A 13,079-nucleotide genomic window follows, 5' to 3' on the forward strand; every position below is an offset into this window, starting at 1 on the left:
ATATTCCAGTTCCAAAGCGGGTTTTTGTTTGTCTGTCTTTATCTGTCAGATGTACTTTCTGTACTGTCTTTCGTATACAGGTTCTCTCCCTGCTGCCTTCGCGCTGTCTGCTCCTGCTCTTCCAACGCAGCCAGGCCTTCCGATACCGGTCTTGCGCCCACATACTCCTCAAGGGTCAGACCGGACTCTGTAATCTCCTTCGCAGCCTCCAGTCCCACATAGCGGAAATGCCAGGGTTCGTAGATGATTCCCGTGATATCCGTCTCCCCGTTGGGATAACGGAGGATAAAACCATATTCCCAGGAATGTTCTGTCAGCCACTTAAAGCCCTTTGTATTTTCCTGCTTTTCGTCCAGCTTCCGGTATTCAGAGGATACCAGATCAAGCGCCAGACCCAGATGATGCTCACTGGTGCCCGGGACGGCTACTACCTGTCCCGCCTGCTCTTTTGCGCTTTCATAGGAATAGCCCTGCATCACATAAGACTCTACCTTTTTATTATACAGATCCGTCTGCTTGTCCAGATCCCGGTAGGAAGAGGTTACATAGATATAGACTCCTTCGCTCTTCGCCGCCTGAATCATGGCCCTGAAATCATCATAAGCTCTTGCGTCTATCTGGTGCCCGCTTCCGATGTTTTTCAGCTCCACCTCATAATCCTCCGGGATGGGGTGGGTCCGGTTCACCAGAATCAGATTCCAGTCTTCCGGCAGATGTTCTTCCTGTTCCTCTTTTTCTTTTTCTTCCTCTGTCTCTTCTGTCAAAGTCTCTTCTGTATGTTCAGCTGTTTCCTCTTCCAGTACGTCCGGCAGTACAATCTCCTGTACTCCGCCTTCCTCCTGCTGTTCCTGTTCCATGGTCTGTGCGTATACGGTTCCTATCAGCATTCCCACACAGATCACGGCGGTCAGGCTGCCTGTCAGTGCCAGCATCCTTTTTTTCTGCCGTCTGGTCATAACTCTTTTGCTTCCTCTCCTTGTCCTTTCCTCCTGGGCTTTTCGTGCCGGTACGCCGGTTTCCGGACAGACACCCCTGCCCCGATACACCGACGCTAACAGTATAAAAGAAAAGAGCCTGATAAGCCAGACTCTTTTCTGAACATTTTCTTAATTTTTTCTGAAGTTCTCAGTAAAATATGGAATCCGGGTTTCCCGGTCCGGTTTTCCCTTTTTATCAGAATTACTCCGCCTTCAGAGCAGCCATGGTAATGTAGTTATAAGGCTGATTAAAGTGCGGCAGGAAGAAGATATCCAGAAGCTTCAGCTTGTCGATGGTCACGCCCTCTTCGATGGCCAGAGAGAACACATGGATTCCCATGGAAATATCCTCTGTGGACGCCATCTGCGCTCCCACCAGCCGGCGGCTGTCCTCCTCATATACCAGGCGGATCTTAACCTTTGCGTTCTCCTTCATAAAGCCCGGTCTCTGCAGATCCTCGAAATCAGAATATTTTACCTTCATGCCGTTCTTCTCCGCAGCCCTTACAGACAGACCCGTAGACACCATGTTGTATCCAAAGATGGAAATGCCGTTGGAGCCCTGTACGCCGATGGCGTCAAGCTTTGTTCCGCCCACATTGTGGCCCGCCACAATACCGCTGCGCACCGCGTTGGTAGCCAGAGCAATGTAAGTCTCCGCCCGGAGCGCGTTGGAGTAGATGGAAGCGCAGTCACCTACCGCGTAGACATCCGGATCGCTGGTCTGCTGGTGATTGTCCACATGATAAGCGCCATTTGCCAGGCACTGCAGATGCTCTCTTCCAAGCTCTGTATTCGGGATAAAGCCAATGGCATTGATCACCATGTCTACCGGATACTCTCCCTTGTCTGTCACAATCGCCTCTACGCGCTCCGTTCCCTTATAAGCAGTGGCGCGCTCGCAGAAATGTGTCTCGATTCCATGGTCCTGCAGATTTTTGTCCATATCATCTGTAAACCAGGTATCATAATAGCTGGCAAGGGAGCAGGGAGCTACATCAAAAAGCAGCACATCCTTGCCGCGGCGTTTCGCGGCCTCTGCAATCTCCACGCCGATATAGCCTGATCCGACTACCGCCACCCGCTTCACAGCCGGATCACTGATCTGACGGTCTACCTCCTGTCCTTCCTGGAACAGCTTCAGGAAGCTGATGCCCTTCAGATCCTTTCCAGGCAGATTCGGAGAAATCGGCAGAGAGCCCGTCGCCAGAATCAGCTTATCATAGCTTTCTTCAAAGGCGCTGCCATCCTTCTTCTCGCAGTACACGATCTTCTTCTCAAAATCAATCCGCGCCACGGAAGTCTCCATATAGATCTGTGCGCCCTTGGCTTCAAAGGCTTCTTTATTTGTATAAAACAGGTTCTCATAGGAATCAATCTGACGTCCCACCCAGAGCGCGGTTCCGCAGCCCAGATAGCTCAGATTTGTATTACGGTCGATCATGACAACCTTCTGATCCGGATAATTGTCCAGAAGTGTATTTGCCGCAGCGATTCCCGCATGATTTGCACCGATAATAACCGTCTTCATAAAATGTTTTCCTCCTGTGTCTCAGTATTAATAATAGTTATTATTTTCATATGTTATTATATACGGGATCAGGAAAAGATGCAATAGTTTTTTGTTATTTTTTTATCAATTTTATTCTGCGGACTTTTTCCGCCTACCATTCCTTCTTCTGCATCACTCGAAGGGACAGGAAATAGGATATCAGAAGGCCTGCCGCCGTCAGCGCTGCGCCCGCTCCCACCGCGGCAAAGACCATCCCGGATGTAATCTCAATGCCGCTGTTTCTCACCAGCGTCACGGCCCCAAAAAGCACGCCGGAAACCACCACAAAGATCAGGGCCAGAAAGAGCCTTGCTTTCTCAATACCCAGCCGAAAGATCACCGGCAGAAAAATGTCAAAGGCCAGCAGATAGATGCAGGCCACAGACAGGAGTGAGAAACCCTGCTCTGCCAGAGAGACGCTTCCCGCGTCGCCGATCAGGATTCCCAGCACTGCTTTTCCCACAAGACCAGTCACGATTCCGGCCAGGAACAGAAAGAGCATCAGGACATATTTGCTGCGGACCAGATCCTTTCTTGTCACGGGCAGGGTAAGCGCGTATTTGTTAAACTGCGCCATCTCATCATAGCTCACAGCCGTAAACAAAAGCATCAGGCTGTAGATGATCGACATCATGGAAAACAGCTGAGAATCTCCCAGGAAAAAGCACCATGCAGCCAGCACCGCCACTACAATCAGAGACTGTCTTGCCACCTGCCGCAGGTTGCAGAGATCTTTTACCAAAAGTCCTTTCATCTTCTTTTTTCCTCCATTCCATTTTTTACGGTAAATAAAAGAATATCTTCCAGGGAGGCCCGGTCTACCACAAGCCCCGGCTTTTCCTGCAGCTCCCGGACATTTTTGACCAGCACCTCTGTCTCAAACTGATTCTCGCGCCTTCCCACAACCTGCTTCTGATCAAGACGGTCCGCCTGTTCCCGGGTACAGCGCACGATGCCATATTCGTAAAGAAGCGTGTCTTTATCCTCAAACAGAAGAATCCTCCCTTTGTGGATCAGAAGAATGTAGTCTGCGATCCGCTCAATATCGCTCGTAATATGAGAGGAAAGGAAAACCGTATGATCCTCTTCCTGAATGAATTCCTGAAAAATGTCAAGAATCTCGCTGCGCACCACCGGGTCCAGACCGCTGGTCGCCTCATCAAGAATCAGAAGCTTTGTCTGGTGGGACAGGGCCGCCGCGATGGAAAGTTTCATCTTCATGCCTCTGGAGAACTCCTTGACTGTTTTCTTTCCCGGCAGTTCAAAACGCCGGCAGTAGGACAAAAATTTATCGCTTTCCCAGGTTTTGAAAATACTTCTCATAATCCGGTCTACGTCCTTTATCCGCAGATTATCCGGAAAATAGCTCTCATCGAAGGCTGCCCCTATCTGCTCTTTGATCTCCCGGAAGGCTGCGCCATCCTTCTTTCCCAGAAGGCTTATCTCCCCTTCCTCTGGCCGGATCAGACGCAGCAGAGCCTTAATGGTTGTACTCTTTCCGGCTCCGTTTTCTCCGATAAAACCCACAATGCTCCCGGCCGGCACTGAAAAGCTTACATGGTCCAGCGTAAATCCCGGATAATGTTTCGTTAATCCCTGTACCTCAATGGCATATTCCATAATCATATCTCCTCAAACAACATATTCAAAATCTCAACGACTTCCTCTTTTTCCATCCCGCACTGCCTTGCCTCCTCCACGGCTGCCTGCAGATGGTTTTCCACGGCTTTGAGCTTTTCTTCCCGGACAAACTCCCGGTCTGCTTCCCGGACAAAACTGCCCTTTCCTACGATTGTGGAGATAAATCCGTCCCGCTCCAGTTCTTCATAAGCCCTCTTGGTAGTAATGACGCTGATACGCAGCTCTTTCGCCAAAAGGCGCATGGATGGCAGCGGATCTCCGGGCTTTAACGCCCCATTCATAATCATCCCCTTAATCTGGGCGGTAATCTGCTCATAGATTGGTTTGCCGCTTGAATTGCTGATAATAATATTCATAAGTACCTCTTCCTCATTCTGCGCATATAAGGGTTCCATATACCATCCATACGGCTGATATATTTTATATATTGTATATATCATATATATATAATATAGTCAAGTAGTTTTCTGAAATCTTAAGAATTCAATGAAAAGCAGGCTGCCCGGTTCCGCCGCCGGGATCTTCAGCATCAGAAAAAGGATGTCCCGCCGGGCCTTGCTGACCCCGGAACATCCTTCTTTGACAGATTACAGCTGATTTTGCTGTCTCGTTTTATTGTTTTACCGTTTTCCCCGCGGCAGTATCCGTTAATAATATCTGCGCACTGACAGAATCGTCCGGTAAGTAGCCGTGCCGGTCTTGATACCGGTCTTCGCTGTGCTGGCGTGAACGATACGTCCGCCGCCAAGATAGATCGCCACATGGCCGCCGTAATAAATGATATCCCCGGCCTGAGCCTCCGAATAGCTGACTTCACGTCCCGCGCGTCCCTGAGCATCCGAAGTTCTCGGGATCGAAATGCCGAAATGCTTGAACACAGACTGGGTAAAACCAGAGCAGTCCGCGCCGTTTGTCAGGCTTGTCCCTCCGCTCACATAGGGATTTCCCACAAATTGAAGAGCATAGCTGGCAATGGCTGAACCCGTAGAGCTTCCGCCGGAAACGGAAACGCTGGAACCGGACGAGCTGGAACCGGATGAACCGGAACTGCTGCCCGAGGAGGATGAGCCTGTGCTTACGGAAGCGGTCTCCTGGGCTGCCGCCGCTTTCTCCTTTGCAAGGCGCTCTGCCTCCAGCTTCTTTAACTGGCTCTGCTGTTCCTGAAGTTTTTTCTTATAGGAGGATGCCTGTGCCTGGGCATTGGCAAGCTGTGTCTCATAATCAGCTTCTTCTGCCTGCTTCTGAGCAAGGGTCGCTTCCATAGATGCCTTCTGCTCCTCATACTCGGCTTCCAGGGCTTCCATATCCGTCTTCTCCTGCTCCAGCTGATCCATCAGCTCTTCTACCTCAGCCTTTGTAGCCTGATATTCCTCCAGCATCTGCCGGTCCTTGGTCTGAATCTCCCGCGCGAAATCCGCCCGGTTCAGAAAATCCGCAAAACTGTCGGCTTCCAGGAAAAGCGTCAGATAATCCATATCGCCTTCCTCGTATATGTACTGGATTCGAAGCTTCATAGCCTCATACTGCTCTTCTTCCTTCTGCTTGGCTGCGTCATAATCGGCCTGAGCCTGATTTAACTCCTCTTCCTTCGCCGCCAGATCCGCGTCCAGAAGTTCCATATTCAGCACCACATCCACAAGATCTGAATTCAGGGAATCAATCTCCGCCAGAATACTGTCTCTCTGGCTCTCGATGGACTTCATCTCCTGATTGATGGCATCCAGCTGCTTCTGCGTCTCCTTCTGCTGCTGCTTAATCTCTGACTCTGTGGCAAAGGCCTGCAGGGAAAAGCACATACTGGCCGCAAGCACCGCCGCAAGCACACGGCGGCTTATTTTAACAAATTTACGCATATATTTTTTCTCTCCGCTTCAAATCACAGTTTTTTTCCCAAAGTTATTTTCATTATATCTGTTCTTTTGTCATTTTTCAAGGTATTTTGCACATTTATGTGAACCAGACTGCGGAAATTCCCGGCATTTTATCCATGTTATTCCTTTCTTCTCAAAATGTGCAGGAAGTACACGGCCCCGCCAGGAAAATACGGCGTTCCTATTTTCCTGGCGGGGCCCCTTCTGCTCTGCAGATTCTCCCGTTCTTTACTTCTCCGGGCAGAATTCCTTTTTCACTTCGCCATCCAGATCCTTCCACACAAATTTCCCGTTCTCCAAAATCATGTATCCGTGCCAGCTGTTCTCCTTGGGAATGGATACGGAACCGGGATTGAGATAGGTATAGTTTTCCGTCTCATGGCACACCGGCACATGGGTGTGGCCGTGAAGCAGGATATCCCCTTTCTTCAGCATCGGCAGATTCTGCTCGTTGAACACATGGCCGTGCGTGGCAAAAATCATCCGATCATTCAGATAGAGAATACAGTATTCCGCCATAATCGGAAATTCCAGCACCATCTGATCCACTTCCGTGTCACAATTGCCGCGGACGCACAGGATTTCCTGCTTTCTGGGATTCAGCATGGCAATCACTTCCTTGGGCGCGTATTCCTCCGGCAGATCGTTGCGCGGTCCGTGGTACAGCACATCTCCCAGCAGAAGAAGCTTGTCCGCCCCTTCTCTGTCATAAGCCTCCAGAAGCTTTCTGCAGTAATACGCAGAACCGTGGATATCGGATGCAATCATCAGTTTCATTTACTCTTCCTCCAGACTCTTCAGTATATCTTTGTAATCGCTGGAAAGAACGCCTTTATTTTTGGCCTTCTTCATAATCAGCTTTACCTGTCCTTTGGCCTTGGTGGGACTCTGCAGGATACCTGCGCCGCCCACACAGCCTCCGGGACATCCCATGCCTTCCAGAAGATAACCGTCGTAGGTTCCCTTTTTCGCCTCATCCAGCATGGCCCTGCATTCCCGCAGGCCCTCGGCGTTCACCACCTTAACCTCCCTCTCCGGGTCCAGCTCCCTGATACAGTTCACTACGGCGTTCGCCACGCCGCCGCTGACCGCGAAACCACGGCCATCCGCGCTGGAGCCGGAGAGATTATCAGCTCCCGTGATCTGCGTGAAATCGATCTCCTTTGCTTCAAACATGCCCATGACCTCCTCGAAGGTCAGCACAAAATCCACGTCGCTCCGGATATCGGCCCGGCTTGCCTCCAGCTTCTTGGCCGAGCAGGGCCCTATAAAGACCACCTTGCATCCCGGATGCTTTTTCTTGATCAGGCGGCCGGTCAGCACCATGGGCGTCAGCGCCATAGAGATACATTTCGCATATTCCGGATACAGCATCTTCGCCATCTCCGACCAGGCAGGGCAGCAGGAGGTTCCCATAAACGGCAGCTTGTCCGGCACCTCCTCCATAAAATCGTGGGCTTCCTCAATCGTACAGAGATCCGCTCCCACAGCCACCTCAATCACATCCTCAAAGCCCAGCATCTTAAACGCCTCGCGCACCTTCTCCGGCGGCAGATCTTTGCCCCACTGTCCCACAAAAGCAGGGGCCAGCGCCGCGTAAACCGGAGTCTCGCTCTTAATGGCGTGAATCGTCTGGAAAATCTGGCTCTTGTCCGCAATGGCCCCGAACGGGCAGTTCACCAGACACATGCCGCAGGAAACGCATTTATTATAGTCAATGTCCGCCCTTCCCAGCTCATCCGTGCGGATGGCATCCACACCGCATGCCTTCGCGCAGGGGCGTTCCAGCTTCATGATCGCGCCATAGGGGCAGGCCGAAATGCAGCGTCCGCACCGGATGCATTTTTCCGGATCGATGACAGACTTCCCATTCACTATGGAAATCGCGTCTTTGGGGCAGACTTCCTTACAGGGATGAGCCAGGCAGCCCTGGCAGGAATCTGTCACCCGCACCTCATTTTCCGGGCAGGCATGGCAGGCAAATTTAATAATATTCACCAGTGGCGGATCGTAATATTTTTCCGCGATTGCGCTCTCCTCAATGCCCTGTGATACCGGCGCGTGCTCTGTCATCTTCCGCAGAGGAAGACCGATGGCCAGACGGAGCCGTTCCTCCACAATCGCCCTTTCCAGAAATACGCTTTCCCGGTAGGTCGCCACTTCGCCGGGGATAATCTTATACGGCAGGTTTATGATCCGCGAATAATCGCCGCCCTCATAGGCCAGCCGCGCCACCTCTGTAAAAACCTTCTGCCGGATCTCAACAATATTGGTGTAAATCCCTCTCATAAACTTCTCCTTTTCGTCCGCAGTTTCCTGCTTCTTCCGTCATAATCAGCCCTTTTTTTGCTGCCTTACAAATTTAATCATGCTCATGGCTGCCTTTGCTCCCTCTCCCACTGCTGTGGAAATCTGCAGAAGGCCTCCGGTGCAGTCTCCTGCCGCATAAAGTCCCGGCACATTCGTCGCCATATTCTCGTCAGTCTGTATGCTACGCCCGTCTGTCAAAGCCCCGATCTTCCTGGCCAGATCCACCGCTCCGGCGCTTCCAAGCGCCACAAAAAGGCCGTCAAGCTCCAGGCTGCTGCCATCCTCAAAGGTCACTCCCGCAACCTCTTCTTCTCCATTTACCGACGTTATCTTTTTTGTAATGACCGGTACGCCCTCCGGGGCACTGGCCAAAAGCTCCTTCCCATTTGTCAGCAGAACCGCGGAACCAGCCACCGGAAGAAGCTGGCCAAGCTCATGGACTGCATACTCTTCATTTCCCAGGACCGCCACCTTCCGTCCCCGGAAGAAAAAAGCGTCGCAGATGGCGCAGTAGCTGACGCCGCGGCCTTCCAGCTCAGCCAGTCCCTTGATGTCTGCTTTTTTCCGGGAACTTCCCGTGGCCAGAAGCACCGATACGGCCTGATAGGTTCCTTCCCGTCCCTCCAGCACAAAGCCCTGATTCCAGGAAATATGAAAAATCTCATCCGTCACCAGAGCGGCCCCCAGACTTTTTGCCTGCTGCTTGGTATTCTCCACAAGCTCGCAGCCTGACACCGGCTCCGCCATGCCAAAATAATTCTCAATCCGCTCCGCCTTCGCCAGAGCTCCCTGATCCTTTCCGATAACCAATGTCTTCAGGTTCGCCCGGCTGGTATATAGAGCGGCCGACAGACCCGCAGGCCCGTTTCCCACTATAATTACATCATATCCTGCCATTTTCCCCGCTCCCGGATTTTTAGATTCCCAGCAGTTTCTTCAGGCCTTCCTTGGACTGAAGCCCCACTGCGGAAGCCGCAATTTTCCCATTCTTGAACACCAGAAGGGTCGGGATGCTCGCCACACGGTACTGCTGCGCCAGACTCATATTTTCATCCACATTCAGCTTTCCGAATTTGATCCCGGACACCTCTTCTGCCAGCTCATCCACAATCGGCCCCTGCATCTGGCAGGGTCCGCACCATACAGCCCAGAAATCCACCAATACCGGGACGTCCGATTTCAGCACTTCTGCCTCAAAGTTCTGCTCTGTAATCTTTATCACTGACATAACCAATTCCTCCTTCACACTCGCGTTTTTCCTGCGTTTTCATACCCTTTCCTATTGAGTAATCACTAACCTGTGTTCCTTACTCTACCATATTTTTTCTGAAAAATCTACGGAACATACCCATGATTCTGAAAAAGTACAAAGCCTATGCCCGTTCCTGCATCAGGCCCTTCACGATCTCTGCCACGGTCTCCAGGCCTGACACCGTCGTATATTCTTCACAGGAATGTACCTGCTCCATGGCGCTGGCCAGCACAAGTCCCTGCACTCCGTGAAGGGCCAGATTGCTCTGATCGCTGCCCCCAAAAGTGGGCACCAGTCTCACCGGCAGTCCCAGTTCTTCGCAGACTCTCCGGAAACGCTTCACGCAGGAGTGCGTCTCCGGCACCCGGTAGGCCTGCAGCGGGACTGTAAACTGTACCTCACAGCTTCCCCCTGCCTTTTCGGCTTCCTCCTGAAAAATCCCTTCTATCTTTTTCATCTCTTCCAGTGCCTGCTCATGGGAATAGCTCCGCACTTCTCCCCTCAAGCTGCAGCGTTCCGGAACAATGTTGGTGGCCTTCACACCGCCTTCTATGTGGCCGATATTGACTGTCATGGACGCGCCGGTTCTCCCCATATCCATCCGCGCCACAGCGTTTGCCGCGATTCTAATGGCATGAACGCCCTGTTCCGGCGCAAAGCCCGCATGGGCAGCCTTTCCATGCACCACGATTTCAAAATCAATCAGTGTCGGAGCCTGTATGGCCGCCGTTCCGGCAGGACCGCTCAAATCCAGAATATAGGATTCTTCTGCCTGCACACAGGAAAAATCAAAAACCGCGCTGCCCCTCAGATGCTTTTCCTCTCCAATGAAAAACAGAATCTCCAGAGCCCTGCAGTCTGCCTGTTCTTCCTCCAACTCCGTCACAGCCTCCAGAAGCGCCGCTGTTCCAGCCATGCAGTCTGCTCCCAGAACCGTCGCCCCGCCGCTGGTGATCCGTCCGTCCCCGTGAAGAACCGCCTTTTTCCCCTCTGCAGGTTCTACTGTGTCCATATGGGTGGAAAAAAGAAGGGGCTTTCCGGGAATGCTCCCCTTCCGGAAGGCATAGAGATTTCCGGCCGTCCCTCCATAATATTCTCCAGCCCTGTCCTCGGAAACCGTAAATCCCAGCTTTCTCAGGCGTACGGTCAGTTCATCCGCCATTTTTCTCTCTCCAAAGGATGGAGAATCAATGGATACCAGCTCCTGAAATGTCTTAACCAGTCTGTCTGTGTTCATTTTTCTTTCTCCTTTTTTCGGAGACGCAGGGAAACCTCTTCCGCCGCGTCCTTTTATCTGGAGTAAAGTATATCACAAAACGATTTCCCGCTCACTCATTTTCTCTGTTGACATTTCTTCTTTTCCGTGATACTCTGTTCTTAGATAATTAGAAATATACCTAAATATCTAATTACAAAAACAATCTTATGTTTAGCCGGAAAAGGCGCAGAAGTATCTGGCCGCTGCCGGCTTCGCCCCACAAAGGAGGAATGCTGTTTGAATGATGCTTTCAAAGCCCTCTCTGATCCCACCAGGCGGCGCATCCTGGAGCTTCTTGCAGAGCGGGACATGACGGCCGGGGAAATCGCCGGCTGCTTCGATATCTCGAAACCATCCATCAGCCACCATCTGAATACACTCAAAGCCGCCGGCCTTGTACTGGACGAGCGGAATGGGCAGAATATCATATACAGCCTGAACATGACTGTATTTCAGGAGCTTATGAAATGGTTCTTTGATTTTTCTGAAGGAGGAAAAAAGAAATGAAAAAAATGAATCTTATATTATTTGTTCTGTCTCTTCTGTCTCTGATCGGACAGTTCATCCTGCTTCCGCAGATGCCCGACACAATTCCGATTCACTGGAACGCGGCCGGAGAAATCGATGGATACGGCAGCAAATATGTCTCTCTGATGATTGCCGCGGTTCCGCTTATTATAACAGGTCTTTTTGTCCTGATTCCCAGAATCGACCCGAGAAAGCAGAGTTATCAGAAGCACGAAAAAGCCTACCGTATCTTCTGCGTCTTTGTCGTGCTGCTCTTCATCGGCCTCGTCTGGGTAACCAACGCCGCGGCCATGGGATGGCCGGTCAGCGTAGGACGCATTGTTCCCATAGCCATTGGTCTTTTGTTCCTTGTGCTTGGAAACTATATGCCCCAGATCCGATCCAACTACACCTTCGGCATCAAGACGCCCTGGACTCTGGAAAGTCCTTATGTCTGGAAAAAAACACATGCCATGGGCGCCTTTGTATTCTGCATCTATGGCATTGTCATGATCGCTGCCGGCGTCACAGGTTTTCCCTGGATGATGAATGTCTCCTTTGCAGTCATTCTGGCCGGAGTAGCGGGACTTTTCGTCTACTCCTGGCTTGTCTACAGAAAAGAAAACCAGAAAAATTCCTAAACAGGATTTGCACACCGGCACCTATCTAAATTCTCTCTAAAAAGGGAGCCCTTGCTCCATAGATGAATTGATATGAATTCTCATCTATTTTGCAGCAGCTCCCTTTTTCCACCGCTTTTATGAATGAAGCATGGGAGAAGCGCCATCATACACAGACTGCTCCGCTTCTTCTCTTTCTTCCTTTTCTTTTAAATCTTTTTTTACCAGTATCAGACCAGCCGCGAAAAGCCCCGCGCCAAACACAATGGCTGCCACATAACAGCCAATTTCTACCGCCGCTGAGGGTTCAGAGCCGAAAATCATGTTCAGAAGCGGTGTCACGAAGGTTCCGTAGGCATTGAAAACCATATGTACCGCAATTCCAGCCAGAAGAGACCGGTACCTCAAGACCACATAGCCGCAGGTCAGACCCAGAAGAAACGCATAGGTTCCCTGAACCAGATTCAAATGGGCGAAGCCAAAGAAAAACGCCTGGATCACATTGGCCGCCCAAAAACCGGCTCCGGCCTTTTTCAGGTACTCCATGGTAAGCCCACGGAAAATTATCTCTTCTCCTATGGGCGCCAGGATTACCGTGGCGATAATAGACAGGAAGCCCGTGGTCGCTATGCCGGATTCCTCCATCATCTGATTATAAGCTTCAATCATATCCGGCGCCGCATACTGCCATACTGTCAAAATAAGCCCTATCAGAAGCTGAGCTCCGAACGCCAGCATCACGGTAAAGCCAAAGCTTTTTCCGGTAAAAAATCCGGCAAAGGGAATTCCCGCTTTCTTCTGTCTGCGCACTACATAAAGCCAGTACCACAGCCCCATAACCACAAGCGTCGATACATGCATCCATGTAACCACCACAATGGCATTGTCCGTATAGATCTGCATCGCTCCTTCGTACCCGGCGGTTATTATCCAGGCCATCATCACAGCAATTGTAACGACAAGCTGAATTCCAAGCATTCCCACAAGCGGAACGAAGCTCATCAGATACCATCCTAATTTCTTCATAAAATACAGTCCTCCAGTTTCCTAAATTCCTGTCTATCATATCAAAATTTACTGCAAATAACTAT

14 protein-coding genes are annotated in these 13,079 nt (G+C 51.0%); 2 read left to right on the top strand and 12 right to left on the bottom strand.

The annotated features are described in order from the left end of the window. Window positions 1-38: 38 nt before the first annotated feature. From B5E82_RS13355 to B5E82_RS13405, 11 genes are all read right to left on the bottom strand, one after another. On the bottom strand, window positions 39-956 hold the full coding sequence (locus B5E82_RS13355) for a M15 family metallopeptidase (RefSeq protein ID WP_087308059.1): 918 nt from the start codon (window positions 954-956) through the stop codon (window positions 39-41). Window positions 957-1,179: 223 nt separating this feature from the next. Continuing rightward, window positions 1,180-2,508: a H2O-forming NADH oxidase gene (gene nox / locus B5E82_RS13360; RefSeq protein ID WP_087308060.1), complete on the bottom strand. Its 1,329-nt coding sequence runs from the start codon at window positions 2,506-2,508 to the stop codon at window positions 1,180-1,182. A gap of 133 nt (window positions 2,509-2,641) precedes the next feature. Continuing rightward, window positions 2,642-3,283 (bottom strand): ABC-2 transporter permease, encoded by a 642-nt coding sequence (locus tag B5E82_RS13365; RefSeq protein ID WP_087308061.1) that lies wholly within the window; start codon window positions 3,281-3,283, stop codon window positions 2,642-2,644. Next, window positions 3,280-4,149 (bottom strand): ABC transporter ATP-binding protein, encoded by an 870-nt coding sequence (locus tag B5E82_RS13370; protein ID WP_087308062.1) that lies wholly within the window; start codon window positions 4,147-4,149, stop codon window positions 3,280-3,282. The genes B5E82_RS13365 and B5E82_RS13370 overlap by 4 nt, the downstream gene beginning before the upstream one ends. Before the next feature lie 2 nt (window positions 4,150-4,151). Further along, complete coding sequence (locus tag B5E82_RS13375; protein WP_087308063.1) at window positions 4,152-4,526, bottom strand: GntR family transcriptional regulator; 375 nt, start codon at window positions 4,524-4,526, stop codon at window positions 4,152-4,154. A 291-nt stretch (window positions 4,527-4,817) separates the two neighbouring features. Then, complete coding sequence (locus tag B5E82_RS13380) at window positions 4,818-6,023, bottom strand: C40 family peptidase (RefSeq protein ID WP_087308064.1); 1,206 nt, start codon at window positions 6,021-6,023, stop codon at window positions 4,818-4,820. A 246-nt stretch (window positions 6,024-6,269) separates the two neighbouring features. Then, complete coding sequence (gene yfcE / locus B5E82_RS13385; RefSeq protein ID WP_087308065.1) at window positions 6,270-6,818, bottom strand: phosphodiesterase; 549 nt, start codon at window positions 6,816-6,818, stop codon at window positions 6,270-6,272. Further along, entirely contained in the window at window positions 6,819-8,330 is a 1,512-nt protein-coding gene (locus B5E82_RS13390; protein ID WP_087308066.1) for a 4Fe-4S dicluster domain-containing protein, read from the bottom strand. Window positions 8,331-8,375: 45 nt separating this feature from the next. Next, a complete protein-coding gene (locus B5E82_RS13395; RefSeq protein ID WP_087308067.1) occupies window positions 8,376-9,248 on the bottom strand; it encodes an NAD(P)/FAD-dependent oxidoreductase in 873 nt (290 codons plus the stop codon). Between the two features lie 19 nt (window positions 9,249-9,267). Continuing rightward, window positions 9,268-9,579 (bottom strand): thioredoxin, encoded by a 312-nt coding sequence (trxA, locus tag B5E82_RS13400; protein ID WP_087308068.1) that lies wholly within the window; start codon window positions 9,577-9,579, stop codon window positions 9,268-9,270. A gap of 145 nt (window positions 9,580-9,724) precedes the next feature. Continuing rightward, the gene (locus tag B5E82_RS13405) at window positions 9,725-10,840 is read right to left on the bottom strand and encodes a M20/M25/M40 family metallo-hydrolase (RefSeq protein ID WP_087308069.1); all 1,116 of its coding nucleotides are present in this window, start codon (window positions 10,838-10,840) and stop codon (window positions 9,725-9,727) included. A gap of 258 nt (window positions 10,841-11,098) precedes the next feature. On the opposite strand from B5E82_RS13405, the gene B5E82_RS13410 reads away from it, so the two are divergent. Next, window positions 11,099-11,368, top strand: a complete 270-nt coding sequence (locus B5E82_RS13410; protein ID WP_087308070.1) for an autorepressor SdpR family transcription factor — start codon at window positions 11,099-11,101, stop codon at window positions 11,366-11,368. Then, window positions 11,365-12,009, top strand: coding sequence for an SdpI family protein (locus B5E82_RS13415; RefSeq protein ID WP_087308071.1), 645 nt, complete (start codon window positions 11,365-11,367; stop codon window positions 12,007-12,009). Before B5E82_RS13410 ends, B5E82_RS13415 begins: the two co-directional genes overlap by 4 nt. 117 nt (window positions 12,010-12,126) lie before the next feature. Here B5E82_RS13415 and B5E82_RS13420 read toward each other — a convergent pair whose 3' ends face one another. Next, window positions 12,127-13,014 (bottom strand): CPBP family intramembrane glutamic endopeptidase, encoded by an 888-nt coding sequence (locus B5E82_RS13420; protein WP_087308072.1) that lies wholly within the window; start codon window positions 13,012-13,014, stop codon window positions 12,127-12,129. Window positions 13,015-13,079: the final 65 nt, after the last annotated feature.

It is taken from the genome of Lachnoclostridium sp. An138 (assembly GCF_002160765.1).
In the GTDB taxonomy this organism is placed as follows: domain Bacteria; phylum Bacillota; class Clostridia; order Lachnospirales; family Lachnospiraceae; genus Laedolimicola; species Laedolimicola faecalis.

Bases quoted from the DNA above. Each gene is read 5' to 3' on its own strand.
- B5E82_RS13355 (WP_087308059.1), bottom strand. From the start codon at position 956: ATGACCAGACGGCAGAAAAAAAGGATGCTGGCACTGACAGGCAGCCTG.
- nox (WP_087308060.1), bottom strand. From the start codon at position 2,508: ATGAAGACGGTTATTATCGGTGCAAATCATGCGGGAATCGCTGCGGCA.
- B5E82_RS13365 (WP_087308061.1), bottom strand. From the start codon at position 3,283: ATGAAAGGACTTTTGGTAAAAGATCTCTGCAACCTGCGGCAGGTGGCA.
- B5E82_RS13370 (WP_087308062.1), bottom strand. From the start codon at position 4,149: ATGGAATATGCCATTGAGGTACAGGGATTAACGAAACATTATCCGGGA.
- B5E82_RS13375 (WP_087308063.1), bottom strand. From the start codon at position 4,526: ATGAATATTATTATCAGCAATTCAAGCGGCAAACCAATCTATGAGCAG.
- B5E82_RS13380 (WP_087308064.1), bottom strand. From the start codon at position 6,023: ATGCGTAAATTTGTTAAAATAAGCCGCCGTGTGCTTGCGGCGGTGCTT.
- yfcE (WP_087308065.1), bottom strand. From the start codon at position 6,818: ATGAAACTGATGATTGCATCCGATATCCACGGTTCTGCGTATTACTGC.
- B5E82_RS13390 (WP_087308066.1), bottom strand. From the start codon at position 8,330: ATGAGAGGGATTTACACCAATATTGTTGAGATCCGGCAGAAGGTTTTT.
- B5E82_RS13395 (WP_087308067.1), bottom strand. From the start codon at position 9,248: ATGGCAGGATATGATGTAATTATAGTGGGAAACGGGCCTGCGGGTCTG.
- trxA (WP_087308068.1), bottom strand. From the start codon at position 9,579: ATGTCAGTGATAAAGATTACAGAGCAGAACTTTGAGGCAGAAGTGCTG.
- B5E82_RS13405 (WP_087308069.1), bottom strand. From the start codon at position 10,840: ATGAACACAGACAGACTGGTTAAGACATTTCAGGAGCTGGTATCCATT.
- B5E82_RS13415 (WP_087308071.1), top strand. From the start codon at position 11,365: ATGAAAAAAATGAATCTTATATTATTTGTTCTGTCTCTTCTGTCTCTG.
- B5E82_RS13420 (WP_087308072.1), bottom strand. From the start codon at position 13,014: ATGAAGAAATTAGGATGGTATCTGATGAGCTTCGTTCCGCTTGTGGGA.